Origin of the sequence: Brevibacillus fluminis (genome assembly GCF_003710825.1) — a bacterium.
In the GTDB taxonomy this organism is placed as follows: Bacteria; Bacillota; Bacilli; order Brevibacillales; family Brevibacillaceae; genus Brevibacillus_D; species Brevibacillus_D fluminis.
This window is the reverse complement of sequence record NZ_RHHQ01000017.1, coordinates 212,148-238,638: the sequence shown is the minus strand read 5'-3', so window position 1 is coordinate 238,638 and position 26,491 is coordinate 212,148. Positions and strand designations below refer to the sequence as shown.

The 26,491-nt window shown below is 47.4% G+C and carries 24 protein-coding genes; 6 read left to right on the top strand and 18 right to left on the bottom strand.

Going from position 1 to position 26,491, the window contains the following annotated elements; all coding sequences use genetic code 11:
• Positions 1-62: 62 nt before the first annotated feature.
• Positions 63-635, bottom strand: a complete 573-nt coding sequence (locus EDM56_RS21275; RefSeq protein WP_281274977.1) for a UbiX family flavin prenyltransferase — start codon at positions 633-635, stop codon at positions 63-65.
• On the bottom strand, positions 635-2,125 hold the full coding sequence (locus EDM56_RS21270) for a UbiD family decarboxylase (RefSeq protein ID WP_246009476.1): 1,491 nt from the start codon (positions 2,123-2,125) through the stop codon (positions 635-637). The genes EDM56_RS21275 and EDM56_RS21270 overlap by 1 nt, the downstream gene beginning before the upstream one ends.
• A 123-nt stretch (positions 2,126-2,248) precedes the next feature.
• Between EDM56_RS21270 and EDM56_RS21265 the strand changes: the two genes are divergently transcribed.
• Entirely contained in the window at positions 2,249-3,151 is a 903-nt protein-coding gene (locus EDM56_RS21265) for a LysR family transcriptional regulator (protein ID WP_122919921.1), read from the top strand.
• A gap of 63 nt (positions 3,152-3,214) precedes the next feature.
• Here the strand turns inward: EDM56_RS21265 and EDM56_RS21260 are convergent, their stop codons facing one another.
• The 8 genes from EDM56_RS21260 to EDM56_RS32110 form a co-directional block, all read right to left on the bottom strand.
• A complete protein-coding gene (locus tag EDM56_RS21260) occupies positions 3,215-4,513 on the bottom strand; it encodes an MFS transporter (RefSeq protein WP_122919920.1) in 1,299 nt (432 codons plus the stop codon).
• Between the two features lie 112 nt (positions 4,514-4,625).
• Positions 4,626-4,970: a cupin domain-containing protein gene (locus EDM56_RS21255; protein ID WP_122919919.1), complete on the bottom strand. Its 345-nt coding sequence runs from the start codon at positions 4,968-4,970 to the stop codon at positions 4,626-4,628.
• Between the two features lie 4 nt (positions 4,971-4,974).
• Positions 4,975-5,649 (bottom strand): DUF2848 family protein, encoded by a 675-nt coding sequence (locus EDM56_RS21250; RefSeq protein WP_122919918.1) that lies wholly within the window; start codon positions 5,647-5,649, stop codon positions 4,975-4,977.
• Between the two features lie 28 nt (positions 5,650-5,677).
• Positions 5,678-6,460: a carbon-nitrogen family hydrolase gene (locus tag EDM56_RS21245; protein WP_246009475.1), complete on the bottom strand. Its 783-nt coding sequence runs from the start codon at positions 6,458-6,460 to the stop codon at positions 5,678-5,680.
• Entirely contained in the window at positions 6,457-7,917 is a 1,461-nt protein-coding gene (locus EDM56_RS21240; protein WP_122919916.1) for a 4-hydroxyphenylacetate 3-hydroxylase family protein, read from the bottom strand. Before EDM56_RS21240 ends, EDM56_RS21245 begins: the two co-directional genes overlap by 4 nt.
• A 105-nt stretch (positions 7,918-8,022) precedes the next feature.
• Positions 8,023-8,478, bottom strand: coding sequence for a PNPOx family protein (locus tag EDM56_RS21235; RefSeq protein WP_183192540.1), 456 nt, complete (start codon positions 8,476-8,478; stop codon positions 8,023-8,025).
• A 4-nt stretch (positions 8,479-8,482) separates the two neighbouring features.
• On the bottom strand, positions 8,483-9,148 hold the full coding sequence (locus tag EDM56_RS21230; RefSeq protein ID WP_122919914.1) for a GntR family transcriptional regulator: 666 nt from the start codon (positions 9,146-9,148) through the stop codon (positions 8,483-8,485).
• A gap of 168 nt (positions 9,149-9,316) precedes the next feature.
• On the bottom strand, positions 9,317-9,439 hold the full coding sequence (locus tag EDM56_RS32110; RefSeq protein WP_281274974.1) for a hypothetical protein: 123 nt from the start codon (positions 9,437-9,439) through the stop codon (positions 9,317-9,319).
• Positions 9,440-9,646: 207 nt separating this feature from the next.
• Here EDM56_RS32110 and EDM56_RS21225 point away from each other — a divergent pair, with 207 nt between their 5' ends.
• Positions 9,647-10,093, top strand: a complete 447-nt coding sequence (locus EDM56_RS21225) for a CBO0543 family protein (protein ID WP_122919913.1) — start codon at positions 9,647-9,649, stop codon at positions 10,091-10,093.
• Positions 10,094-10,290: 197 nt separating this feature from the next.
• Entirely contained in the window at positions 10,291-11,217 is a 927-nt protein-coding gene (locus EDM56_RS21220; RefSeq protein ID WP_122919912.1) for a cation diffusion facilitator family transporter, read from the top strand.
• Positions 11,218-11,403: 186 nt separating this feature from the next.
• Here the strand turns inward: EDM56_RS21220 and ppsA are convergent, their stop codons facing one another.
• Positions 11,404-14,004, bottom strand: coding sequence for a phosphoenolpyruvate synthase (ppsA, locus tag EDM56_RS21215; protein WP_122919911.1), 2,601 nt, complete (start codon positions 14,002-14,004; stop codon positions 11,404-11,406).
• Between the two features lie 337 nt (positions 14,005-14,341).
• On the opposite strand from ppsA, the gene EDM56_RS21210 reads away from it, so the two are divergent.
• Positions 14,342-15,355, top strand: a complete 1,014-nt coding sequence (locus tag EDM56_RS21210) for an AraC family transcriptional regulator (protein ID WP_122919910.1) — start codon at positions 14,342-14,344, stop codon at positions 15,353-15,355.
• Between the two features lie 171 nt (positions 15,356-15,526).
• Positions 15,527-16,318, top strand: a complete 792-nt coding sequence (locus EDM56_RS21205) for an SDR family NAD(P)-dependent oxidoreductase (RefSeq protein ID WP_122919909.1) — start codon at positions 15,527-15,529, stop codon at positions 16,316-16,318.
• A gap of 107 nt (positions 16,319-16,425) precedes the next feature.
• Here EDM56_RS21205 and EDM56_RS21200 read toward each other — a convergent pair whose 3' ends face one another.
• Together EDM56_RS21200 and EDM56_RS21195 are read right to left on the bottom strand one after the other, a co-directional pair.
• Positions 16,426-18,387, bottom strand: a complete 1,962-nt coding sequence (locus EDM56_RS21200; protein ID WP_122919908.1) for an ATP-dependent DNA helicase — start codon at positions 18,385-18,387, stop codon at positions 16,426-16,428.
• A gap of 97 nt (positions 18,388-18,484) precedes the next feature.
• Positions 18,485-19,228 (bottom strand): TSUP family transporter, encoded by a 744-nt coding sequence (locus EDM56_RS21195; RefSeq protein WP_221175998.1) that lies wholly within the window; start codon positions 19,226-19,228, stop codon positions 18,485-18,487.
• A 130-nt stretch (positions 19,229-19,358) separates the two neighbouring features.
• Between EDM56_RS21195 and EDM56_RS21190 the strand changes: the two genes are divergently transcribed.
• Positions 19,359-20,243 carry a LysR family transcriptional regulator gene (locus tag EDM56_RS21190; protein WP_122919906.1) on the top strand — a complete coding sequence of 295 codons (885 nt, stop codon included), beginning with the start codon at positions 19,359-19,361 and terminating at the stop codon, positions 20,241-20,243.
• 72 nt (positions 20,244-20,315) lie between these two features.
• Here the strand turns inward: EDM56_RS21190 and EDM56_RS21185 are convergent, their stop codons facing one another.
• From EDM56_RS21185 to EDM56_RS21165, 5 genes are all read right to left on the bottom strand, one after another.
• The gene (locus EDM56_RS21185) at positions 20,316-21,005 is read right to left on the bottom strand and encodes a response regulator transcription factor (protein ID WP_122919905.1); all 690 of its coding nucleotides are present in this window, start codon (positions 21,003-21,005) and stop codon (positions 20,316-20,318) included.
• Positions 21,006-21,028: 23 nt separating this feature from the next.
• Positions 21,029-22,615: a multicopper oxidase family protein gene (locus tag EDM56_RS21180; protein ID WP_122919904.1), complete on the bottom strand. Its 1,587-nt coding sequence runs from the start codon at positions 22,613-22,615 to the stop codon at positions 21,029-21,031.
• A gap of 112 nt (positions 22,616-22,727) precedes the next feature.
• Positions 22,728-23,828, bottom strand: a complete 1,101-nt coding sequence (locus tag EDM56_RS21175) for a Ger(x)C family spore germination protein (RefSeq protein ID WP_183192539.1) — start codon at positions 23,826-23,828, stop codon at positions 22,728-22,730.
• Positions 23,825-24,913: a GerAB/ArcD/ProY family transporter gene (locus EDM56_RS21170; RefSeq protein ID WP_122919902.1), complete on the bottom strand. Its 1,089-nt coding sequence runs from the start codon at positions 24,911-24,913 to the stop codon at positions 23,825-23,827. The genes EDM56_RS21175 and EDM56_RS21170 overlap by 4 nt, the downstream gene beginning before the upstream one ends.
• Positions 24,894-26,408 (bottom strand): spore germination protein, encoded by a 1,515-nt coding sequence (locus EDM56_RS21165; protein WP_122919901.1) that lies wholly within the window; start codon positions 26,406-26,408, stop codon positions 24,894-24,896. The genes EDM56_RS21170 and EDM56_RS21165 overlap by 20 nt, the downstream gene beginning before the upstream one ends.
• Positions 26,409-26,491: the final 83 nt, after the last annotated feature.

Here is a 26,491-nt window from a genome sequence, read left to right as displayed (position 1 = left end):
TGCCAACTTTCCTTTATCAATGTGCTCATTTCCTGCTCTCTTTGCTCTACTCGTTACCGCTTCTATGTCTGTTTCATTCCCTGCCAACGCTTGCCCGGCGAAGACGAAGGATGGATCCCGAACTGATCCATCGTCCTCATAACTACATGCGTGACCAGATCATCTATGGTTACCGGATGATTATAAAACGTAAGCATCGGTGGCATGATAGTGGTTCCCATCCGGGATAAAGCCAGCATGTGTTCCAAGTGGATATCATTTAACGGCATTTCCCGCGTAACCAATACCAGTTTTCTGCGTTCCTTCAGGATGACATCTGCCGCGCGGGCCAGCAGATTGTCACTAAGACCCATGCGAATAGACGCTAATGTTTTCATGCTGCACGGTGCGACAACCATCCCATCCACTTGAAACGAACCGCTGGAAATCGAAGCCGCTAGGTCTTTGTATCCGTAGGTCGCATCCGCAATTCCTTCGACCTCTTTGATGGTATAGGAGGTTTCGTACTGGATATTCGCTTGCGCCCACGGTGAAATGACCGCATGTGTTTCGATGCCAGCCTCTTTCAGCATTTGCAGCATCTTGATCCCCAAAATGGCTCCCGTTGCTCCGGACATTCCGACAATTATTTTCATCATTGATTTTCCTTATTGCACAGCTTTTCAAAAAGATCGTGAACACGCTGTTGCATATCTTCCGGATACCCCGAGAATGAAGCTTGTAAAGGAGCATAGCCTCGTGGCCATTCATCTGAGGACAGGCAGTTATAGACTACCTTTGTCGTCGATGCCTGCTTTTTCTCCTTTTGATCCAAATACGCCACGAGCGGCAGTACTGGCGTATTCGGAAAATGGATGACTTTGTCCGGATGACTTCGGGTAGCCAGCGCCCAAACCACTTGGTCGATAAAACTGGGATCGATGTCATTGTTAACGACAATGACTTTGGGAATGTACGATCCCCCGCGACAGGCGAACACCACTTCACCGATTTTTTTGGCCAGTGCTTGTGACTCTGCATAGCTAGAGGATGGGTCGACGGTGACCACCAGCCAATGGACAGCGGATTCAAACGGGATAAAGCAGCTTTGAACAGGCAATTGATGGCGGCGCAGCTCATGCTGGATGCTTGCAGCGATGGCGACACCCCAGTTCGTGTGATTTTCTTCGGGTGGTGTGCCTGCAGCAACTACCGGCATGATCGGATCGTTGCGATATGTCATGGCTTGGACGTGGAAGCACGGTACATCTTTCTGGTGACCTACCCATGTATATCCCGCATACTCCCCCATTGGCCCTTCCGGTACGGTCTCCTCCAGGGAAACAACCCCTTCGATGACGATTTCGCTACTTGCCGGAACGAGCAAGTGATGGGTTTCGCATCGCACTACCTCAAGCGGCTGCCCGTACCAGCCGCCGAGCAGATCAGCTTCATTGGCACCATCCGGCAGCGGATAACCGGCGATCATCGCAATTCCCGGATCCACACCGAGACAGAGCGCGAACGGCATACTTTGCCCGAGCGCCTTCCACTGCTCATAGATTTTACCAATATGCTGGGAAGGTACAATGACACCTGCCATCGTTCGTTTATCATGCAGCATGACCCGCGTGATCGACCAATTGACCCATGATCCATCAGGGGATTGCACGATCAAGATGCCGTACGTGTTGATATACCGCCCGCCATCTCCTACATGCAGGTACGGCACCGGCAGACTCATCAAATCAACCTCATCACCTAAACACTTGTTCTCTTTGCACGGGGCTGATGCTACTTCTTTCGGCGGAATGGGCGTCACTTCCGGAAGATGGGACCATGCTTCCACCAGTTCCAGAATGCCGCTCTCGGGAGGTAATCCAAGTGAGAGCGCGATCCGCAAAAAAGGATGCTCGTTATTCGGGCAAAGCCCTACAGGTGCACCCAAAACACGAAATCCGGACTTGCTATCCTTTATGTTGGTAAAAAGCGGGGCGGGAGTTGGCTTCTCATATGCGCATCGGATCATCGCTCCCATTTCCAAATTCCAATCCACTTCCTCATCCACCGTAACCAAATCTCCGTATTGCTCCAAAATCTCGGTATATTCCCGAAAGCTTGTACGCGGCATTTTTCCGTTCTTCATGGCGAAACCTCCTACATCAGCTCGTTTGATGATAGGAAAAGTGTACATCCGCCTTTTGTATATGTATAATATATCTTTAATTCGATTGATATATAAAATTTATATACAAAGAAGGTACCCGTGATGGATCTGAAAAAATTATTGTATTTTGTCACCATTGTGGAAGAAGGGCAAATTACCCGTGCCGCGCAACGGCTCCATATCGCACAGCCTCCCCTCAGTCTGCAATTGAAATCGTTGGAGGATGAGCTGGGCGTCACCTTGATTGATCGCGAAAACAAAAAGTTCGAAATCACCCCGATCGGCTGGACATTTTACAAGCGTGCAAAGGAAGTGCTGCATTCCGTTGACGGGATGGTCGCCGAAATCCAGGAACAGGAGAAAGGAATGAGAGGAAAGCTGTCCATCGGCACCGTCATGTCCTGCGTTCCGTACTTGCCCTCTGTCTTGAAGCAGTTTCAGCAGTCCTATCCGCTTGTTTCGTTTCAGCTGTGGGAAGCGGATTCGTATCAAGTTGAGGAGCTTCTGCAAGAAAAACGGATCGAGCTCGGTCTTGTAAGGCTTCCGCTGCAATCCGAGCTGGCAGCCCATATGCCGGACGTTGCCATCCATCGTCTGCAAACCGAACCGTTAGTTGCCGTGCCCCCGGGTGATTGGGACTTGTTTCATGAAATTAGCGTTTCTCTTGAGGCGCTGTGCCGCCATCCCCTATTGATTTTACGGGGCCAAGGGGACTATGGTGTTTATCACCGATTTAAAGATACATGCAAAATATACGGGATTGAACCGAACATCGTGTGCGAAAGCCCCGACGTGTCCACCTTGCTGCTCCTCGCCGAATCGGGCATCGGCATTGCGGTTGTGCCACGTTCCGCTTTACTGCTCCGCAGTGAAACGATCAACCATGCGGAAATCACCCCGCCGATCGAGTCTGATACCGCGATTATTGCGCTGAAGGACCAATACCTCTCTATGGCCGCACGCAACTTCAAACAATTGCTGATCGGGTCAATGCCGGGTCATTGAAAAAGAAGCGCTTCTTCAGAACAAAAAGCTGAAGAAGCACTTCCGATTTTCACTTCACTTAATTTAAGACTGAATACTCTGACTCTTAGTTGCATTCGTCTGGCGTAAAAGCGAAACCGATAAAACAGATGCTACACACAGCAGACACGTAAAAACCGCGAGTGGCACCCAAGAATTATTGTAGGCGCTCACCAAAAAAGTCGCGATGATCGGAGCGGTTCCTCCAAATAAGGCCGAACCCGATTGATAGCCAAGGGTGATGCCTGTGTATCCCACATTTGTGGTAAACATTTCGGAGAACATGGTGCCAATGATACTGGCTATCGAAGACCACAGAATCCCTAATGCAAGGATCGAAACGGCATAGACCCAAAAAACGGATTGTACAGACAAGAAATAAAAATACGGAAACGAAAAAACTGCAAGAGACGATGCACCTAGTAAAAATACGCGTTTCCGCCCGATTTTGTCTGATAGGATACCCATAAGTGGGATACATAATGTTGTCACCAAGGTGGAGACCGTTATGACATTTAACGCAGTCGTCTTGGTTAAGCCCATTTTTGTCGCATACCCGATAAAAAATGTCGTAAAGAGATAAAACGGTCCTACCTCTACACATTTTGCCCCTAATGAGATCAGAACGGCTTTCCAATGATGGCGCAGCACCGCGAAAAGTGGTACTTTCACTACATTCCCTTTTTCCTTTTCTTCGTTGAATGCCGCTGTTTCGCCAAGTCCCATGCGGATCCAAAGACCAACCACGACTAGGAGAGCGCTTACTAAAAAGGGAATTCGCCATCCCCAAGATAAAAATTGAGGTTCGGGAAGCAGGCTCACAATGGAAATGGAGAGTGTGCCAAGCAGCATGCCGAGCGGGATTCCCATCGCGGGAAAGCTTCCAAAGAAGCCGCGTTTTTCCTTTGGAGCCGATTCAACTGCTAAGAGAACCGCTCCTCCCCATTCTCCGCCTAGCGCGATGCCTTGTATGAGGCGCAACGTCACGAGCAGGATCGGAGCCAATATGCCGATGGTATCGAACGTTGGCAGCAGACCGATACAAACGGTCGAGATGCCCATTAAGACAAGGGATAAGACCAGCGTGTTTTTTCTGCCAAATTTGTCTCCCATGTGACTGAACACAAGTCCGCCAAGTGGCCGAACGAAAAAGGTGACGCCGAACGAGGCATAGGCGAGCAATAAGCTTACAAAGGGGTCGTCATTTGGAAAAAACAACTTATTAAACACCAGTGAAGCCACGGTTCCATAAAGAAAGAAATCGTAAAATTCGATCGTGCTGCCAATCAACGTTGCGAAAAACACTTTTTTTGCGTGCACGTTAGGGCGTTCTTCCCTTGTCAATGGAACTCCTCCTCTTTTCTTTCCGTTCTGTTTCGAAATGAAACCCACCGCATTTGGAGTTTCAAGTTGTTTTGAGAAACCTCCAAATGGGCGGGCTCTTCTTTACTTGCGGTTACTTGCCGTAATAGCGTACCTCAAATATTTTGCAGCCAGAAGGAGAAGTCCATGGTCCGTGTTTCATTCCGGGTGGACGGCATGCGACCATTCCTTGTGTAAATTCCTCGTTCAGCTCTAAATCGATAATTGACCCTTCAATGATATAAAGCTCTTCCCAAAAGTCATGGACCTGTACACCATTCGGTGACGTATCCGTACCTGGTTCGAATTGCAAAATGCGCGTCGCCACCTTTGTCTCTGGATCAGCTGCTATCACTCTCTCGGATAGCCCCTTTACATTGGTGAAAGGTGTTTCTGCAAATTTGCGATAATCGGTAAATTCCAGCTCTGGCTTCGCCATCTGGTCATGCCTCCTCTGCGTCTTTTAATTGTTTGATGTGGTATGTCAATTGAATCTTGTTGCCTGTTCTCGGATCACGAAGCGTTGCCAAAAACGTATCGCCGAACAAGAATGTACCTGAATGAAGCGGAAGTGTCCCACAAAATACAGCCATTCCCTCGCTTACATAGTCGCGTTCCCGCAAAATGTGGAGCAATTCGTCTGGATTAAGAAAGCTTCCCAACGTCCCGCGCTGATAAAGATGATGGACCCCACCATCGATGATCCAGCTTTCCATCTCAATTTCATCCCAATACGCCCGGATGGCATCAAGTGGCCATACCTGTGGAGAGACCGGCTTTAAGCAAACCTGCTTCGACTTTTGAATCGAGTTGGCTTCAAGCACCCGATCTGTATGATCGCTGCCGAGCCCCAAATACCACGCTCCGTCGATATCCATGAGCACCGCCTCTGCCTCGCCGCTGCTATGGTTTTGCACGACGGTAATCTCATCGGTCACCTGCATGAGCTCTGGTGAAAGATCGTAAATCATCGGCACACGCGGTGGAGCCGGTATGCCTAGTTCTTTCAGCTCGTCAATGTGCCGTTGAACCGCTTCCTGGTCTTTTCCGGTATACCCTGCAATAATCAGTCGGGTCGGTTCCCATTCCAACATCATTTCGTTGCTTTGGATTTTCATAAGATCAGTCCTCTCTCCTCTCCTTTTGTCAACGTAATACGCGGTGCTTTAACTGCGGGAAAGTCTCCCGAATGTGGGCGATTTGACTCAGATCGATGTGCGCTTTCACAATCGCTTCTTGTTCTCCCCCCGAGGCGATTACGACGCCCCACGGATCGACTACCTGGCTGTGACCTCCCAGCAATGTACCTCTGGTCGTCCCCGCACAGTTGCTGGAGATCAAATAGCACTGATTTTCCAACGCCCTGACCTGATTGAACAGATTCCAGTGCATCAGACGTCGGTGCGGCCAAGCGGAGGTCACCAGGAGCAGCTCTGCCCCAAGATCAACCTGCCTGCGAAATAGCTCGGGAAAACGCAAATCGTAACAAGTAGCCAAGCCTACCTTGCCAAACGCAGTGTCCACCACCGTTATTTCCTCGCCGCGGGTCAAGAGCTTTCCCTCGTCCGAGCCGTAACGGAACAAATGAATTTTGCGGTAGGAAGCGATCTGGCGGCCTTGCGGATCAAACATCACGCTTGTGTTATAAAGTTCGTCGCCGTCTTTTTCTATAAAACTTCCGGCAAACAGGTAGACTCCAAGGGCTTTTGCTTTCGCCGAAAAACGTGCGACGAACGGACCGTCCATTGGTTCGGCTTCCTCCGCATAGCGATCAAAGGAGAAGTAACCGGTCGCCCAAATTTCTGGCAAAACAATCAGATCGTACCCTTCCAGCGTGTCGAGCGTCGATTCGACTCTTTGGATGCGCTGTTCTTTTGTTTCATCGTCTTTGATTTCAACTTGAACGGATGCAACGTTCACAGTGCTCACTTCCTTTCCTCGTCGTGGGGAAGCTGGTAGGAATCCAAAAACCGTTCCACGAGCTTGACCGCTTCTTGATAGCCGTAGTTGCGGAACGAGTATCCTTTCACCACGAAAGGCGCTCCATTGTAAAACATTTCGTATTGTTGGTGACGGCCGCCAAATTCTGAACCGACGATATCCCAGGCTAGTTTGAACAATTGGATCTTTTGCGTGGAATCCACATTGCCGCCGCGAATGTATTTGGCGATGTCCGATGCCGTCTCCGGATGGATGATTTCGCGATACGTCGATGGTCCCTGCAAAACCCCGCCTCCCGCCAATTCACGCAAAATTTTGATAACACTGGAGTAGATCGTATCCTGCATCCCGACAATCCCGTACAGAAAGCGCGGATTTGGTCGAACCAAGCCGTGTTCGTCTTGGATGCACTGGTATTCGGATGCGAGCATCATGCCTTCTACGGTGGAGGCGATGGAGGCGAGCTCCCCTAATTTTTCCTGTACTTGCGGAAATTTATCGGTTCCATTCATTTCCGCCATTTTTCGGGCAACACCGATAACGAATTTCAGTTTTGTGGCAAAGCGGATTTGCGCCTGATTATTTCCTACCGCGTGTGCGGGGGTCTCATGAAATTGGGCACGGACCAAATCGATGTTTTTGTAGACAAATACGTGCTCCCACGGAATGAAAACATCGTCGAACACGACGAACGAGTCGCTTTCATCAAACTGCGTGGACAGCGGATAATCGAACGTACTGGGCTTGTCTTGCGCATAGCTCGGGCGCGCGTACAATTTCAAGCCGGGAGCGTCCATTGGTACCGCAAAGGAAATGGCGTAATCCTCATCGCCCGGACGGAGAGGAGAAATGACACTGCAAAATAAGTAATTGCTGACGGCTGAACCCGTACCTAGCATTTGCGAACCGCGTACGACAATCCCGTCTTCTCGTTCTTCAAAGACAGCCATCGCCACATATTTTTCATCCAGCTCATGCGCCGCCTTGCTTCGATCGACTTGCGGTGGAATGATCACATACGACACATACAAGTCATTGTCGCGAGCGAACTTATAAAAATTGACGACATTGTCCTGAGATCGTTGACCGCCTCGCTCAAACACGTGAGATGCACCGGCAAAGCTGGCCAGAAAGCTCGCCACATGGTCTGGGCTCCGGCCGACAAAACCACATGTCGCTTCCGCCCATGTTGTAATCGCCTCCCTGCGTTCTTGCAGGTCTTCCCTGCTCCGCGGAATCATGTAAATCTTGTTGGCGATCGTTCCGTCCTCTGTCACGTATGTCATGTTGTTTTTCGGGTCCGCCGCGATGTCGTACAATCCAGCCACCGTATCGATTATCCCAGTAAATGCGGGATGAGTCGTGACATCCTGGACGCGTTCTCCACCAATGTAAATGCAACGGTTGTCTTTCAGCGAATCCTTATACTGCTGTCCTGTTCTCATCAGCACACTCTCCCACGTTGTTTTTTATATATACTGTGTTATGTGTTGTGTATACACAAAATACGTAAAAAAAAACGGTACTTGATCAAAAGACACATCATCCCCTTACGATTCGATACAGATGACGTCCTTGACCTCTTGATCGAGCTTTTTGGCCAGCTCCGCATTGTACGTTTTGATGAAAGCCGGTTCCGTTACGACCTTACCGCCGTAAAACATGATGTCCCGAACTTCTTCGACTTCAACTTCGAGAACTGCAAGCTTGAGCGTGGTCCCCTCCGTTTGCCAGGATATTACCGTCGCTTTCCCGTTGACAGCGTAAACGCTTTCAACGCCGATAAACGTAAGAACTAGATTTGGATCGTTCTCCAACATGCTTACAAATTCGGATTTAGCATCAATCGCAAAACGAACGGTTTTCTCCGTGATGGCATACACCCACGATAAAGCCGTGGTGTAGACCCTTTCCGTTTGCTTGTTGACTACGTTTAGCAGGACGATCGTGTTTCCCTGAAGCAGGGAAATCATATCTGGATGCAATTCTTCACGCGGTTTACCCATGCAGTTAGTCCTCCCATTTCGTATGGATCGATTCATTCGTCTTAGCAAGGTGCAGTTCCACACATCGGGTCGCTGCATCCGCTTCCCCGGACTGCAAAGCCTCAATGATCGACAGATGTTCGTCGAGCACTTCCTTCATCCGATTTTCCTTCTTCAAAGCCTGCAAGCCAATTAAATGCGTAAGATTGTGGAGATTCAACAAGATTTCCTTGACCAGCTCATAATCAGCAAATACGGCAAGGGTGATGTGAAATTTTTGATCCAGGTTGATAAAAGATATCTCATCATTGTTTTGCATCATTTCTTCTTGCTCGTGGTAAATCGTTTTCAGAACGTTAAGCTGTCTTTCCGTAATCGTTCCGCTTACTTTTTGCACTACTTTTTTTTCAATGGCTTCCCGCAAGAAGAAGATTTGTTCCACTTCGCTTTTCGTCACTTTACGGACAGCCAATCCTTTCCTTGGGACGGTAATTAGCAATCCTTCTTTTAAAAGGTCTTGCAGCGCTTCCCGGACCGGTGTTCTCGAAGTGTTCAAGTGCTCGGCCATCTTCACTTCAGTAAAAATTTCATTTGCTGAAAGTTGGCCATTGAGTACGACTTGTTTGATTTGATGATAGACTTTCTCTTTCGTGGTTTCTTTTTCGATCGGTTTCAAATGGAAGCCTGCCATGGACTTCAACTCCTTTCAGCTGTGTCTGATGTATACACAATACATAAAATCTCAACTTGTCGTCAAGTGATTTTCAGAAATTTTCTTACAATAACTCGTCAAAAAGCGCCATTTCGTCATGTGCTACTGCGAATGGCGCTTCCCTTCGTCTGTTGGCGATCTGCTTTTCTATTGAGGGTCTTGCATGTTCAAGTTTTTGTCTTTCTCGCTTTTTTGTTTCTTGGCAGCAGTATTTGTTTGATCGCCTTTATTTTTTTTGTTGTTGAATTGCGTATTTTGGTGATTGGACACGGTGTCACTTCCTCTCTGCATGGATGGATTCACGCCTTTTTTACTATGCCCCGAGATTGCTTGGAACTTACAGAGACAGCCTTGCATTCTTTTTCAGATGTGAGCCCAAAATATCGCCCGATTGCTAAAATGGTTGTCTCAGCTTATGCATGAAATACGAACAAAAGTGGAAATAATCGATAGTAAATTTGAAATGGGAGCCAATCAATGCTATACCATATCTTTTTTGCATTCGTTATCCCTTGGATATTTGGAATATGGCTATACAATAAAAATGATCGGATTGTACTAACCATCGCCCCTGCTTTTTCTGTAATCGCAACGATCATCGATCATTGGGGCATATCGAATGGGTTTTGGCAAATATTGCCCATTTTCAATGATAAGTCCCTATCCTCTCTGCCTTATGATATTGGCTTATTCCCAATCCTTGCCTGCCTGCTTGTGTATTTGATCCATTTGAACAAACATGCCTTCTTCTGGATCATCGTCATTTCGATTACAGCCACCAGTTTAGAAGTCATTAATCTTCTACTTGGAAAAGTTATTTACGGGAATGGATGGAATATCATTTTCACATATGTTAGCTACCTTATCCCCAATTTTCTTGTCTTTTTGTACTATCGCTTTCTGAAAAGCAAAGGTTTTTATTAAAATGCAGAAGAGATCAATAATGGAGGAACCAACGCAAATGGTTCCTCCCCGACGCTTAAATATTTTTGCAAAGTTTTTCCACAGGACAAGCTCAATCTTTGAGCACTTTGTTAAAATCAAAATAGAATCACTTTTATTACTTATGGTAAAATTCTATCATTAACAGACAACCGTATGGGATTACTGGAGGGTACAAATTGAACACTGAACAAAGGATTCTTCGCACCTCAATTGGTGTCACTTTCTTCGTTGCTTGCGTTGGGATCATCTTCGGCCTACTGTCAGGGTCGTTCTCCATCGTCTTTGATGGGGTCTATTCTCTGACCGACGCCAGCATGAGCGTCTTGGCCTTGATTGTTTCTAAGTTGATTGCCTCATACACCGCACCGAATGGCCCAACGGGAAAATTGCGAGAACGCTTCACGATGGGATTTTGGCACTTGGAGCCGATCGTCCTTGGCCTTAACGGTCTGATGCTCATGGGGGCAGCCGTTTACGCGTTGATTAACGCAATTGGCAGCCTGATGACGGGAGGACGCGATCTTGAGTTCACTTTCGCCATCGTCTATGCTGTTGTGACGGTGATCACCTGCTGTTCAATGGCAATCTTCGAGACACGTGCAAACAAGACCATTCGATCGGATTTCGTGGCGCTTGACGCCAAGGCCTGGATGATGACAGGTGCCATTACCGGCGCACTTTTGATCGCGTTTTGCGTTGGATACGCCATTGAAGGCACGGATTATGCTTGGATTACGCCCTATATCGATCCGGTCGTTCTTGCATTGATCTGCTTAGTGATTATTCCGCTGCCGATCTCAACAGTGAAGCAGGCCTTAGCGGATGTACTACTCATCACCCCACAGTCACTCAAGCAGCATGTAGACGAGGTTGCACAGGACTTTGTGAAGCGCTATGGATTCGTCTCCCACCGCGCCTACGTCGCAAAGGTTGGCCGGGGCAAACAGATTGAGCTGTACTTCATTGTGCCAACTGGGTGGCCGACGAAACGCCTTGAAGAGTGGGACGCCATCCGTGATGAAATCGGCAATGCCATCGGTGAAGAAAGCTCTGATCTATGGTTAACGATTGTGTTTACCACCGACGTGGAGTGGGCGACCTAAAAACAGGATTGATCTGACACCATTTTTCGACTGAGAATTCGGCAACCTTTGAAAAAATAACGAAATAGACTGATCCACAAAAAGAAAAAGCGGATTTAAGACTGATAATAAAGTCTTAAACTACCGCTTTTCTTACTTATTCACACATTGCAATTGCTACCCAGTCTCCCCCTTCCGATTTAGCCATTACAATATTTCAATGTACCCTTCTGTTCCATTCACGCGGATTCGTTGCCCATCTTTAATCAGTTTGGTAGCATTCTCTACCCCGACAACCGCAGGTAAGCCATATTCACGCGCGATCACTGCTCCATGGGTCATTAGTCCACCAACTTCGGTGATTAAACCTTTTATGGACACAAATAAAGGTGTCCAACCAGGGTCAGTAAAGGCGGTGACTAATATATCTCCCTCTTCCAGATCAGCTTCTTCCATGTGCAAGATGACACGTGCTCTGCCCTCAATCACTCCGGAAGAAACAGGTAAACCTACAATCGCGTTGGCCGGGAGATTTTCTCGTTTGTACTCACCTACAAAGATTTCACCATCAGACGTAATTACTCGTGGGGGAGTTAGTTTTTCATAGTATTTGTAATCGCCTTTTCGTTTGCTGATGATCTGATAGTCCAGTTTGTTTGTGCGTACGACTTCGTGAAGCTCTTCAAAAGTCAGATAGTATATATCTTCTATTTCATGAATTTTGCTAGCTTCTACGAGTTTTTCGGCTTCTTTTAGCAAGGCCTGCTTATAAACGAAATAGCGATTAATCATGCCGTATTTTGGATATTCACGATAACCGATAAAATTCCGTACGAGGTCGATCATTCGTTTTGTCTCTATGGCTTTTTGTTCACCATCCGGCAATTGTTTCAATCTTTCTAGTAACTCTTGTTCTTTTTCCAAAGCTTCCTCTCGCCCTTGCTCAAATTTCCGCTTGCCAGCATTAGGCTCAAAGTTTTTGATGTTACCTAGAATCATGGGGACAAGTGTAATTGGTTTTTCGATCCAACGAGTTCTCGTCATATCGATTTCTCCGGCACATCGCATTCCGTAAATATCGAGATAAGCTTGGATAGCATCCCTGGTTTCCTGTCCACCTTCAAACGTAACCAGTTCCTCCAAAAAGTTATCATCTTTTACATGCTGCAAAAAATCAATTACTTCTGGATAAGGGCGAATCACATCAGCGACACCCATTAGCGCCAGACCCATTTCCGACGTAATATTGTTTGGCACAGATTGAGAAAGCGTGTCTGCTACGTTTTTTTCACCTAACCATTCGTTCATTTTTTCATTGATCCAGGATGAAGCATTCATAGCAGCCATAAATACAGCTGAACTTTGTGGGTCAAATAAAATCTTCTTTAATTCCTGAATATCTTCTAGAATAAAATCAAATAAATCTGATCCTGATTTCATTTGGATGTTTTGTTTTAACTCTTCAATGGATGTTTGACTACGCTTAATCAAATCAGAAACGATTGATGGATTGTTTTCAAATTGTGCCGGTATATCTGTATTGCCTCTAGTTGGACTCGATGCTTTAGTATCATTTGGCAACGATTTTATAAAATCTCCTCGCTCAATGATGTTCATAAGTGCGTCTTTCATGAGCGGATCGTGTTGTCCCATGGCATGCAATAAGTTGTTTCTGCTGTCAGGTGAAGCCAGCCTTTGCGTAACATCAACAAACAACCTTCCACCAGCTTTACGCATGGGTGCTGGAGTCGTTAACAGGAAAAAAGACAATCCAAGTGGTTTGATGGGGTCAGTCATCATTTGTTGATGACCAACAGATATATAAACGTGATTTTCTTGATCATTCGCTTCAGGGATCGGGTATAACGTCGTGATTGGACGACTTTGGACTATATAAAATGAATCATCAACCAAACACCATTCGATATCTTGTGGGTAACCAAAATAAGCTTCGATCTGTCTTCCGATGCGTGCCAGTTGTAAAATTTGTTGTTCCGTAAGTGTTTGCACCTTTTGCTGATCAGGATCGATCTGCTCTGTCTGGGTTCCGCCTTCTTTTCGTCCATAGATAGCCAATTTTTTGGTTGCAATCCTCTTTTGGACGATTTCCTCTCCCTGTACTTTATAGCAATCGGCAGATACTAAGCCGGAGACAAGTGCTTCTCCAAGTCCAAAACTGGCATCGATTGATAGCAGCTTTCGGTTACAACTAATCGGATCAGCGGTAAATAAAATCCCAGAAGCTTGTGGGAAAACCATTCTTTGAACGATAACGGATAAATAAACGTGACGGTGGTCAAATCCATTTTGCATACGGTAGATTACAGCACGATCCGTAAAGAGGGAAGCCCAACATTTGCTGATATGCTGCAATATTTCTTCTTTGCCGATGATATTTAAATAGGTGTCTTGTTGACCAGCAAAAGAGGCATGTGGTAAATCTTCAGCAGTCGCACTAGAACGAACTGCATAGGCATGTTCCTCGCCAAACTGGGTGAGATAGTGAGCAACTGCTTTCACAACATCGGAAGGAATTTCTACGTCCATCACGATTTGTCGAATCTTCCTGCTGATCTCACCGATTTCATCTCGATCTTCTACTGTTAACATGGTTAATCGATCCAATAATGCATGATACGTTTCGTTTTGTTCGATGGCTTTTTGAAATCCCAAGGTTGTTACACAAAATCCTTCTGGTACTTGTATTCCTTCAATTTTGGATAACTCCCCTAAATTCAACCCTTTTCCGCCAACGAGCAAAAGCTGCGTTTTTTCGATTTCCTGGAAGCCGAGAACCAACGTACTCATTCACTATCTCCCCTAACCATTAAATTTAGAAAAAACATTTGACAAGAGTTTACCGGCATGGTACGATTAAAGTGTAGGATGCAATTACTTCGACTATTCGGAATTTTATCAGTCGTGATCTGATTATATCATCGTGTCTTTTTATGCGCAATATCGTGAACCTGGGAAAACTGTCCAGGTTCTTTTTTGATTTTTCCACTACGTTTCGTCAACCATGTGAATGGGGTTCGCATACCTTTTCTAGCCGATCCACCTCATACCAGCCGCTCGTAAACATTCCATTAGCCTCTTCCAATCGAGATGTTCTTGGTTAACAACTTAAGGAGATCCATACGTAATGAAATCAGACCGTATAAAATTACCGGCAGGATTTTTGGCGGGATTACAACGACAAGGAATTGTCCCACACGACGTAGCTCGCAAAGCGCACCTGCCGCTCACTCTTCGTACAGAACCAGCAGACGTCACCACTGTCCAATATTTCAGAATCTGGCAAGCATACTCAGATCTGGTTGGTGACACTGCTATCGGAATCATCAAGCTTTTAACCAACTTTGACACGGCACAATATCCACCGACTGTTTTAGCGACCTACCATGCTCGTGACTATCGCGACGCTCTTCATCGAATGGCCCGGTACAAACAACTGTGCCCACCGGAAAGTTTGCGTATAACAGAAGAAGGCGCGAGCTGTACAATCGAATTGAATTGGATGCCCATTGTGGAACCGGTACCACCAGTGCTGGTTGGAACCACATTAGCCTTTCTTCTAGAGCTTGGGCGACGGGGTACGGGTACGCCTATAACTGCAAAGTCCGTGGAATTTTCTCACTCGATGGGTGACGTAGCTACCCTCGAAGCTTACTTCGGTTGCCCAATACGGATAGGTACCACTTATAACCGATTAACACTCCATCGAAGCGATTTGGACCGCCTCTTTTTATCGTATAACAATGAATTGCTGGAGATCTTGACACCTGTTTTGGACCGATCATTGGATGAACGGTTCAGTCGTTCAGTCGCTGAGATGGCCAAGTGGATCTTGAAGCGAAGTCTAACTGGAGGCCACCTTACTATTCGAGCTGTTGCGAACGAGCTGGGCATGAGCGATCGTACCTTGCAGCGCCGACTTACTGATGAATGCACAACCTTCAAGCAACTGTTAACACAGGCTCGACATGAACAGGCACGAGAATACTTGGCCGACCCCAAGCTCGATATAAAAGAAGTGGCTTTCTTAATTGGGTATGAAGATCAGAACTCGTTTTACCGGGCCTTTCGCCTGTGGGAAGGCGATACACCCGCAAATTGGCGTTCCGAATACGTTAGCCGACATAGCCCCCTAACCTAACCCGTTCCAATCAGGACTATCTTTTGGCGGGTTATGCAAGAAATTTGGCGTCGTACGCTAGTTACCGAACGGTCCAGACAAAGTACGATAATCTCTATTCGGAGCACAAGCATGTTCCAAGCTTACCTTCTAGTCAGCTTGCCGAGAATGACAACAAAGGAGACAAGTGTTATGGATATGGGATTAAGGAACAAAACTGCTTTAGTAACTGGATCGACGAAAGGTATTGGGAAAGCAATTGCCATTGAGCTTGCGAGAGAAGGAGTCAACGTCCTCGTAAATGGACGGAATGATGAAGAGGTAGAACGTACTGTAAATGAATTGAAGTCGGAATTCCCGGCAACTTTTCCTCAGAATGCTACGGCCGATATTGTGGAAAGGCAGCAAAGAGAAGCTTTATTTGAGAAATATCCCCACGTCGATATTCTTGTGAACAATATGGGTATATATGAAATCATGTCCTATGAAGACGTTGACGATGAAGTATGGGAAAAATACTTCCGGACAAATGTCCTTGCCGCTAATGGATTATCTAAATTTTACTTACCTAGCATGTTGAAGAATAATTATGGGCGAATCATCTTTATAGCAAGTGAAGAAGCGATCATGCCTTCAGGGAAAATGCCTCAGTATGGCATGACGAAATCTATGCTATTATCGCTGTCAAAAAGCCTATCTAAATTAACGATAGGAACAGAAGTCACATCCAATACAATCATGCCAGGACCAACACTATCCGAAAACGTATATCAAATCATTGATCGTTTGTTTCCTGAAGATATGGCATTTTCGGAAAAAGAAAAGCGATTTATGGCTGCAAGCCTGCCCCAATCCGAATTACAGCGGTTTATCAAGCCTTTTGAAATAGGCAGGCTGGTTACATTCGTATCCAGTCCTTATGCAACCGCATTTAAAGGTTCACCAATTCGTATGGACGGAGGTATGGTGCCAACCATTTTTTAACATCATCCAAATAGGGTCACCCCCCAGTCTATAACATTACTTTCACCAAACACGAGCCATTCTAGAAAATGCAAAAAAGCCTTGGAGACATGCTCCAAGGCTTTCTTTTAGGCAAAATCCGCTGTTTCGTTCCAAACCACACCAGCAGGCAAGATTGCTTGCACCCTTGCTCGCACAAGTTCATTCTGATGCAGCTGTTCGCTCAGCAATACAACAATTCCAGAATCATCCCTCGTGCGGATCAGACGGCCGAACCCTTGTCGCAAACGCAGCAGCATATACGGCAAATCCACCTCTGCAAACGGCTCCGCGCTCGCTTTCCGTTTCGCCATAAAGACCGGATCATCCGGTGGGTAAGGAAGCGCCCAGACGATGACATTGGAAAGCGATGGCCCCGGTACATCAAGCCCTTCCCATAGCGTTACCGCACACAGGCAGCTTTTCTCGTCATGCTGGAACGACGAGATGAGATGGCTGATCTCTTGGTCCCCCTCGAACAAAAAACGAACCCCTGCCGCTACTTCATCCTCTGCGAGCGCCTGCCTGAACTGGTTCAACTCCTCAAACGACGGGAACAAGAGTAAGGCTCGTCCATCCGTATGCTTGATCGACTGCAGTGCAAACTGCGTTTTTTGCATTGTTAGCGGTTGGTCTGCCGCAAGCTTTGGCGCGTACACCTTCATCTGCTCCGCATACGCATAAGGAGAAGCGACCGTAAATGAGAGATAGCGCTCGATGCCCAAGCTGCTTGCCACGTAATCGAAAGTGCCTTCACTCGACAGTGTGGCAGAGGAAAAGACGATCGGCATTTTCTGCGAGAATACCTGTTCCTTCAACACTTCCTTCACCATTCGCGGCATAAGCACAAGTGTATCGCCTTCCGCATCGACTGTCAGCCATGAGATGACGGTATCTTTTTGGCGGTACAGGCTGAGGGCAAGCTGGATCATGTCCAGATGCTCGTTGACGATGCGCAGCTGATATTCATCCAAAGAATACAAGCCGCTCTCCAATGCCAAATCTTCCTCAATCCAGGCGATCACATCGCTCAGCTTTTGGATCTCGGCTAGCAGTTCAGCCGTATACACGATTTCTTTACGTGCAGATCCAGGTACTGCTTTGCTTTGTTTCGCCAAAAGGGAAAAGACGAGCCCGCTTTGCCCGATTGCCTCTTCCACCGCCTCTGCCAGCGATTCCCGAATCTCGCCTTTGAGCAGGCGCGTGATGATCTCCTCAAAAATCGAGTGATTCAGCTTGTACGTCAACGCCTTTTGCGCTGCTGGTTCCAGCAGATGCCCTTCGTCAAACACGACGGAAGAATGCGGCGGCAAAAGCGGCAGCTGTCCGCCACGCTTCCGGCTTTCATAGGTCCATACATGTTCCATATAAAAATCATGGGAGCAAATGATCACGTCCGCCGATTTGCGGTAATGGTCACGCGACAAGGTTTGCCCGCACCGATGCTGTTTGTCGCACACGAAGCAGTCTTGGAACGGGTCCCAGTTGATTTTATTCCACTGTTTATCCGACAGCTGCGGATATTCGCTGCGGTTGCCGTACGGATGGAACGTCTGCAAAGCTTCGTATGTGTGGACAAAGGACGGCAGCTGTGCATACATGTCGGTATAAAGCTCGGCTTCGTCATCTTTATAACGCGCTTCCTCCAGCTTGTTGAGGCAGAGATACTGATTCGGCGATTTGCCCAGCCGGGCGTCAATGGTCATTCCCAAATGCTGCGCCAGCTTCGCCAGATCGCCCTCCGGCTTGACCAGCTGTTCGATCAATGATTCGTTCGCACAGGCGATAATCGCAGGCTTTCTCGTATATTTGGCATAGCAGATCGCATACAGCAAATACACCAGCGTCTTGCCGGTTCCAACCCCCGCTTCAGCGAAAATCGTCTGTTTTTCCGCAAACGCGCGTTCCAATTGAAACGCCATATAAATCTGCTCATCCCTTACTTCAAAGCCTGCCTCAGGTAAAATGTCATAAAAAACGTCCGCAATCCAATCGCTCACCTGCTGGATGAACGGCTCGGAAGGGTCATACGCAAAAGGATACCGTTCCACTTCTTTTCTGCCCCCAGTAAACGTCAATCAACCATTTGGTTTCCAAATAAATTATTATAGTTGATCGTTGTGAATCTGGCAAGGCTTCTTCCAGACTTTAGTGCAAGACATCCCATAGTTGCTTACCGATTAAGATGATGGTTACTCCAATAAAGAGCGGACGGACATAGCTTGAACCTTTACGGATGGCCATTCGCGAGCCAACTAATGCACCGATTACCATTGCGGAACCCATAATGATTCCAGGTAAAAAGCTTACAGAGCCTAAGCAGATAAACGTAACCAAGCTAGCCACATTACTAGAAAAATTTAAAGCTTTTGCATTTCCCGCAGCTGTGACAAAGTCAAACCCAAGTGAGAGAAAAGCAAAAATTAAAAATGATCCGGTTCCTGCTCCGAAGAATCCATCATAAAAGCCAAGCAAGAAAGCAACCAAAATGCTTATCAATCCCGACTTTTTTGTTAGTCCTGAATACGTCGAGCTTTTTCCCCAGTCTTTTTTAAACACCGTGTATACCGCTACTCCGATAAGCAGAAAAATGACCAATGGTTTAAGAAATGAGGTTGTCAATTGTCGAACAGTCATTGATCCTAAAACGGCTCCGATCAAGGAAAAAGGGATGAGATATCGAACCAAATGCACATTCATTTTTCCAGAGCGGATAAAAGAAATGGTACTGGTTAATGACCCCATCGTCGCAGCCAATTTGTTCGTTCCTAAAACCATTGGAAGAGGAAGTCCGGTTAGCAAGAGAGCTGGTATGGAAATAAGTCCCCCTCCTCCTACAACAGAATCAATAAAAGAAGCTAAGGACCCTAATCCAAACAATACGATTAACATGCCAATAGTCACGTCATGCAAGAGTATCACCTCAATCACAATCATAAATTGTGAGGAGTCATCAGTATAATATATACTTTGTATGTATTCATAGATAATAACTATATATGCTGTTCAGGAGTGAAGCTGAATGAATTTACATGCACTGCGAGTATTTTTTGAGGTTGCCAATCGAAAAAGCGTAACTGGCGCAGCAATTGACCTTGCCATCAGTCAGCCGTCTGTGACCGCTCAAATTCGGAAGCTGGAAAATGAAATTGGAGTGAAAGTGCTTGAACCTAATGGACGAGGGATTCGTTTGACTGAGGCTGGAGAACTCATTTACCTTCACGCCCAACGCATGTTTGCCATGGAGAAAGAATTAGAACGGAAACTCGATGATTTTCGAAAAGGAAAAATTGGAACATTGCGTATAGCTTCGACGGGACTACCAGCGAATGTGTTATTGCCGAAATGGGTCGCTACGTTTAAGAAAGAAAATCCTGACGTTGATATCATCATAACCGTTGTTAATTCAAGTGAAGCCAATCGGCAGTTATTGCACTATGAAGCGGATTTGGCAATCATCGCGGGCATATCAAAGCATCCGGATATTTTTTATGAAAAGTTGTTTGACGATGAACTTTGGTTTATTGTACCAAAGGGTCACCGACTCGATTCGAAAAAGACGACCCTTGACGAAATGATGGAAGAACCTTTCTTTATGAGGGAGGAAGGAAGTAGTATTCGGGAACAACTGTTGGCATTGTGCCGAATTCATGATCTCTCTCCACCGAAAATGACGCTTCGATATAACGGGATGAATATGTCCATTAAAACCATTCAAGAAGGATATGGGGCCATGCTTGTTCCTGCTTTGGTGGTGAAAGATATGGTTGAAAAGGGAGAGATCGGCCGCGTCTTTATCGAGGGCATCGATATGAAAAGGCCTATCTACTTCTGTTCGCGAAAAGATGACGACTTGAGTTCCCCTGTCACACAATCATTTTATGAAGTAGTGAAAAGGCTGCTTTGAGACACATCCCGAACAAAAAAGAGGAACTCCCTAATAAGAAGTTCCTCCGTTTCCTTTGCTGGAAATCTAGAATCACCGTTCCGGCAAATCCAACCGGTAGCCCAGTTTGTACACCGTTTTGATGTAAGCTGGCTCTCGCGGATCGTCCTCAATTTTTTGCCGTAAGTTTTTGATATGCGTGTCGATCGTCCGGTCGATTCCGGCAAAATCGATCCCTAGTACCTCGGACACCAGCTCGTCGCGCGACCAAATCCGCCCGGGATAACGGGCTAACGTCACGAGCAGGCGATACTCGTTGGGCGTCAGCTCAAGCAAGCTGCCGTCTTTCTTCACAGTTTTCGCTTCCAGTGAAATGTGCAGTGCCCCGATTTCCAATAGATCGCTGAGCACCTTATGGTCACCGATTCGGCGCAAAATGGCGCGAACGCGCGCGGTCAGTTCGCGCGGGCTGAACGGTTTGACCAAGTAGTCGTCTGCACCGATGGACAAACCTGCCACACGGTCAGCCTCCGTGCTTTTCGCGGTAAGCATGAGAATCGGCACCCGAGAGAATCCGCGGATCTTTCGGCACACCTCTTCTCCTGTCAAGTCAGGAAGCATGAGATCCAGAACGATCAAGCCGATCGGATAGCTTTCGGCAAATTCAACAGCTTGTAACCCAGTCGATGCGGTAAGCACATGAAAACCATCTGCCTTTAAATAGAGCGTCAACACCTCGACGATTTTGGGTTCATCATCGACGATCAAAATGGTTGATGACACGGTCTCCCCCCTCCATCCTCTCTTTATTCCGGTTTGTTGCCTACGGACGGATCGGGAACAAACGATTTGTAGCCTGCATATTTCACCTCGCTCACCATCCCTGCTGCCGCGTGGTGCAGATCATGACAGTGGAACATCCAATCGCCGGGATTGTCAGCCTCGAATGCCACGACATACGTCTCGCCCGGTTTCACATTCAACGTATCTTTCATGATCGGCGCGCCTGCAATTGGTTGTCCGTCCTTCTGCAGTACCTGGAAGAAATGGCCGTGCAGATGCATGGGATGATCCGAGGAGCCGACGTTGCGCATCGTCACCAAAACCTTATCCCCTTTTTTCACCACCAATGGTGGAACCTCTCCGTACGCCTTTCCATTGATGGTAAATACGGCGTCCATCTCGGTTTTCCCTGGTTTTTCACCCAAATCCATCTGATAGGTCAAATCATAGTTTGTCTTCAGTGTAAATTTGCCCGTTCCATCGGCACCATAGGTGGACAAATCGACTGGTTTGGTCTGCTTGACACCTTGCTCGACTTTCCCCGTCGCCCCTTTTACAACGATCGGAATGCTCATTTGCTTGGCTGCTGCCGACTGGTCAAGGCTTTCGATCTGCCAGTTTTGCAGTGCTTCGACGGTGAACTCGACGTCATACCGCTCCCCCGGCGCGATGCGCAGCGGCTGGCCTGTGATTGTTTGCGGGCTGTTGACTGTCTGCCCATCCACACCGACAATCCGATAGGGCTGATCCTGCAGCGAAACCAGGTGGCTCTGATAGCCCGCGTTGACGAAGCGCAGACGGACGTTATCTCCTTTTTCGACCGCGAGCGGTGTGATCGCTTCGCCACTTTTACCGTTGACAGTGAATGTGTTGTACATGGTCTGCATCATCTGATCATGCATGGCTCCCGGCGGTAAGGAAGCTGTAGCTTGATTATTCATCTGCATTTGGCTATGGTCCATGCCTGCCATGGTTTCATTTGTCCCCATGTTCATTTGCCCATGGTCCATCCCCCCGTGATTCATGCCGCCGCTCGCACCGTCCGCTTGGGTCATCCATTCGTCTAGCACCAGCGTATAATCACGGTTCAGCTTTTGCGTGGCGCTGTCTTCTACAATCAGCGTGCCGTACAGCCCCTTGTCGACTTGATTAGCGCTGTCCTGATGGGAATGATACCAATACGTACCGGGAATCGTGGCCTCGAACAGGTACGTAAAGGTTTCATTGGGTCGAACCGCATTTTGCGTCATCCCCGGTATACCATCCATGTTGTTAGGGACTGGATAGCCGTGCCAATGGATGCTCACTGGCTCCTTCAGCTTGTTTTTCAGCTCCACCCGGACGATGTCTCCCTGTTGCACACGAAGCTGACTACCTGGCACGGTCCCGTTATACGTCCATGCTTCGACTTTTTTGTCGGCCGCAATCTCCCACTCCGTCTCCTCAGCCACCAGAGTGAACGTTTTGATCGTTTTGCCATTCTCCGTCGTAACGGTGGGCTTCGCTATGCCATCGGCTGCGCTGCTGTCCGCCGTTATCCATGCCCAAATGCCAGCTCCTACAAACGCGACTGCTGCACCAGCCACTGCAATCAGCATCTTTTTTTTCATCCCAAAAGCCTCCTCGATTCGTTTGCGTTGCTTTTTTTCGCTCTTACGCAAACTGTAGCAAAGACTTTTGTAGAAAATATGAAGATACCCCTGAGAGGTATCGCATTGTTGTTCAGAAAATGATGCCGGGTCTTGAAATCTCGACTTTTACGGTTGGCTCAATCGTGATCGTCGGATACGTTTTCGACCACGACACCTTTTTCCAGTAGTCATGATGGTACGCGATGATTTGTCTACCGATGCCAAGGGCGTCACAGTTCGCTTTTTGCAGTTTGGCGATCACGTCATTCGCATGAGTCGTCAGTTCTTTTGACAATAATGCCGCAAGCTCAGCAACTCGTTTCGTTTCGGTTAAATGATCAATCGGAAACTCCTCGATCCCGACGTGCAATAGCAAGGAAACATTTGCGTAAACATGGTTTTTTTTCACCTGCACGTCAAGCTTTCGCAGCCGCTTTAAAATATGCAGCGTCATTTCATCATTCAGATTTTTGCCGTTTGTCGTCTGCAAGGTGATGATTGTTCGTTTGCCCATGTGATCCGCGAGCAAGTTGCAGATGATCGAGTGCATGGTATCTAGCGTGCCGGTCATGGTTTGGCTGTTGAACAATGCTACACCTTTGACGCTTGCGCCGTTCTTGCCCATTTCCAAATAAGGCATGATCACATCTTGTCCCGGATCAAACATCGTCGTGCAAATCGCTTGCACATGTACCTTGGGGACAATGCTCGCCGCTTCAGCACTGACGATTTGTTTATCCATGTTCACGATTGCCCCTTGCTTCTTTTTATGCTCTTCCAAGAGGAAGTCGGATGAACGGCCTTTGACCACGGCGATTTTTGCATTGAGCGCGCTTTTCGGGTCACGGTACAGCACGTCGAGATACGTGTAAATTTTTTTCCTTGCCACCCGCTCGCCGAGCAGTAGGTAACGGCTTTTCGAACCGTCAGGAACCGCAGTCAGCAATTTTGCCAAATGGATGCGAGCGTCACGCACATTTTTTCCTGTGGTCGAAATGACTTGAATCGTGTTTTTCTTGTTCAGCGATATATCGGGTATCACATAGGTCACCAACGTCTTCCCTTCTGGCGCTTCATCCAGGCCAGTGCCGAGCACGAGGCGAACTTCCTTCAACAATGTGAGGTCCCAGCATCCCGTGGTAAGCAGAGCAAGCAACACGACGAGAACGGTCAGCACGATTTTTTTCCTCAAGCAGCCTTCCCCCTTGTCCTGAACATGCAGACGATTAGCAGAAACACTGGGACGGCGTAGTTCATGACCAGCGTCAAGTAAGAATAGTACTTATTGATGGAAGCGATCAGTAAAAAGTGATTGGGAATCAGCGACAACAAGGAACAAAGGATGACGACAGCCAAAGTCGTTTTTGAATTGCGCTCCTGGTTCATCATTTTTTTGATCCCTGCAGCTGCGAGGTAAACATAGCTTACGATCGACGTAAGAACGATGACAACCCACAGCGATAAAAACAGAAGATCGGTCCGCTCCACAATTCGAAATGTAAAAGCCTTGAGCATATAAAGCATCGGCTCTGGAATGAGATGAAGTTCATCAGGGCTAAAAAAAATAAAACTTGCAATGACGATCATCAAGTAGAAAGCCGTCACAAAGAGGTACGAATAAAGCATGGCTTTGCGAATTTGCTTTGCTGTACCATCGACATACGGATATACCATGTACAAAAGTTCAAATCCGGCCATCGCGATCGTCGCCTCCCTCACCCCGGCAGCCAGCTTTCCGAAATCGGCCTGTCCAACTGGCAAAAAATACAAAAAGTTCCCTTCCCAAAGCGGTATGGCCACCAGCCCGATCAGAAAAAGCAGCATGATGGAGATCACCACACAAAAACGGGCGATCACACGCAACCGTTCGTTCGCAAGCGAATAGGCCGTAATCATCATCAAAATCATGATGACGCTTTTTGGTGTTTCGGGAAAAATCCAGCTGTTGATAATTCGACAGTAGTTTACGACTACGAGACTGGCGATCCCGATAAAATAGACGATGTATATGCAGCCAAGCAGCCGACCCGCAAATTTGCCGAGCAGCTGCGGCAGAAATTCCATCAGTGTCAGTCCCGGAAAACGGCGGCATACTTGCCAGATGACGATGATACTAATCTGGCTCATGATCCCGACAATGACTGTCGAGATCCACCCGTCAGAGGAAGCCGCTGAATGGACGCCGTAAGGGAGCGTGAGCGCTCCCTCGCCGATAGCCGTTTGGATTGTAAAAAAAGCGAGTTGGTTGACGGTGATTTTATCTTTTTGGATGCTCATCTTTTACCCAACCCCTTGAGAAAAATTCTCGAATCCGTTTTTGGGGACGGCTATCCATAGGCCTGCGGTTCATCGACCAAATTGGCAATCGGACAAAGGAATCTTGCAACGAATTTAAACGAAAAGGGGAAAACGGGTAAAAGTACGGTACCCCGAAGCCTTCCAGCTTGCACAGGTGAATGAGCAAAAACGAAAAGCCAAACGTGATGCCCAAAAAGCCAAACGTAGCGGCCAAAATCATCATCGGAAACCGCAAAATGCGCACCGTCTCGCGGAAGTCATGCGATGGCACGACGAAGGATGCGATCGCCGTCGACGCCACCACAATGATCATGACGTTGGAAACGAACCCTGCTCGCACGATGGCGTCGCCGATGACCAAACCGCCGACGATGCCGATCGTCTGCCCGACAGCTGTATGCAGACGAAGACCTGCCTCGCGGAGCAATTCAATCGTCAATTCCATCACAATCGCTTCAATGATCGGAGGAAACGGAATGTGCATGACCGCCACCTGCATAGGGAGAACCAATTCACTGGGAATGGTCTCAAAATGAAAACTGACAACTGATATGTAAATCGCCGGCAGCGTAATCGCCAGAAAAAAGCTGGCCATTCGCAAAAAACGAAAAAAGCTGCCGTTAATCCATCGAATGTTGTAATCATCGGGTGATTGGTAAAAAGCGAAGAACGTGACGGGGAGAATCAGCACATTGGACGATCCCTCCACCATGACCGCAATGCGTCCTTCCATCAAATTCGCCGACACACGATCGACCCGCTCTGTACTCAAAATTTGCGGGAATGGCGAGAAAGGCGTATCTTCAATCATTTGGTCGAGCACGCCAGCTGATGATACATAATCGATGCGAAGGGAGCGAATGCGCATCTCCACCTCATCGACGACTTCCTGATTCGCCAACTGTCCGACAAATACGACAGCGACACGCGAATTGACGGACTGTCCGACTTCAAAGTAGCGGAGCACGAGGTTTTTTGTCGGCATCTTGCGTCGTAGCAAATACAGGTTGGTTTCCAACCGTTCGTTGAAGCCTTCATGCGAATCACTGAACGCTTTCTCGTTGATTGGCTCGGCAATGCTCCGCTGCACCATGATCGACGTGTTGAAGCTGTAAAAACACGGATACCCTTCAATGTAAACAACGCAGTTTCCTCTGGTAAGCGCTTCGACAACCTGCTCTGGTGCGTATAGCTCCTGCATTTTGGCCGGCTTGATCGCATTCAGGAACAAGCGGTCGTGGTTTCGATTCAACGGACTCAGGATCTGTTCGTCCACCTTTTCCAGATCCGTCAGTGTTGCCAGTTGAATCAGTGCCATGATTTCATCATTTCGCTCGATCAAATCGATGACCAAATCATCGGTTCCAAAAAAAGCGGTATGCAAATAATCGCGCAGCTCTTCGTGGGAACGGATCGACAGGCTGCCATCGCCACATTCATTTTCCTGATTGGTCCTTTTCTCAAAGAAACGCATGGTCCAGTTCCCCCTCGCCTTTTTATATTTCTCTTTGGCGAGTGGAAATTATTCACTGGAATAGCATGTGACTGGTAAGATAA

Excerpts from the sequence above, each read along its gene's own strand:
- ppsA (WP_122919911.1), bottom strand. The coding sequence starts at position 14,004 with ATGAGTACGTTGGTTCTCGGCTTCCAGGAAATCGAAAAAACGCAGCTT.
- EDM56_RS21180 (WP_122919904.1), bottom strand. The coding sequence starts at position 22,615 with ATGAAAAAAAAGATGCTGATTGCAGTGGCTGGTGCAGCAGTCGCGTTT.
- EDM56_RS21170 (WP_122919902.1), bottom strand. The coding sequence starts at position 24,913 with ATGAGCATCCAAAAAGATAAAATCACCGTCAACCAACTCGCTTTTTTT.
- EDM56_RS21270 (WP_246009476.1), bottom strand. The coding sequence starts at position 2,125 with ATGAAGAACGGAAAAATGCCGCGTACAAGCTTTCGGGAATATACCGAG.
- EDM56_RS21230 (WP_122919914.1), bottom strand. The coding sequence starts at position 9,148 with ATGGCAGGCTTCCATTTGAAACCGATCGAAAAAGAAACCACGAAAGAG.
- EDM56_RS21195 (WP_221175998.1), bottom strand. The coding sequence starts at position 19,228 with ATGTTAATCGTATTGTTTGGATTAGGGTCCTTAGCTTCTTTTATTGAT.
- EDM56_RS21255 (WP_122919919.1), bottom strand. The coding sequence starts at position 4,970 with ATGGCGAAGCCAGAGCTGGAATTTACCGATTATCGCAAATTTGCAGAA.
- EDM56_RS21165 (WP_122919901.1), bottom strand. The coding sequence starts at position 26,408 with ATGCGTTTCTTTGAGAAAAGGACCAATCAGGAAAATGAATGTGGCGAT.
- EDM56_RS21275 (WP_281274977.1), bottom strand. The coding sequence starts at position 635 with ATGAAAATAATTGTCGGAATGTCCGGAGCAACGGGAGCCATTTTGGGG.
- EDM56_RS21210 (WP_122919910.1), top strand. The coding sequence starts at position 14,342 with ATGAAATCAGACCGTATAAAATTACCGGCAGGATTTTTGGCGGGATTA.
- EDM56_RS21250 (WP_122919918.1), bottom strand. The coding sequence starts at position 5,649 with ATGAAAATCCAAAGCAACGAAATGATGTTGGAATGGGAACCGACCCGA.
- EDM56_RS21265 (WP_122919921.1), top strand. The coding sequence starts at position 2,249 with ATGGATCTGAAAAAATTATTGTATTTTGTCACCATTGTGGAAGAAGGG.
- EDM56_RS21225 (WP_122919913.1), top strand. The coding sequence starts at position 9,647 with ATGCTATACCATATCTTTTTTGCATTCGTTATCCCTTGGATATTTGGA.
- EDM56_RS21205 (WP_122919909.1), top strand. The coding sequence starts at position 15,527 with ATGGATATGGGATTAAGGAACAAAACTGCTTTAGTAACTGGATCGACG.
- EDM56_RS21240 (WP_122919916.1), bottom strand. The coding sequence starts at position 7,917 with ATGAGAACAGGACAGCAGTATAAGGATTCGCTGAAAGACAACCGTTGC.
- EDM56_RS21235 (WP_183192540.1), bottom strand. The coding sequence starts at position 8,478 with ATGGGTAAACCGCGTGAAGAATTGCATCCAGATATGATTTCCCTGCTT.
- EDM56_RS21190 (WP_122919906.1), top strand. The coding sequence starts at position 19,359 with ATGAATTTACATGCACTGCGAGTATTTTTTGAGGTTGCCAATCGAAAA.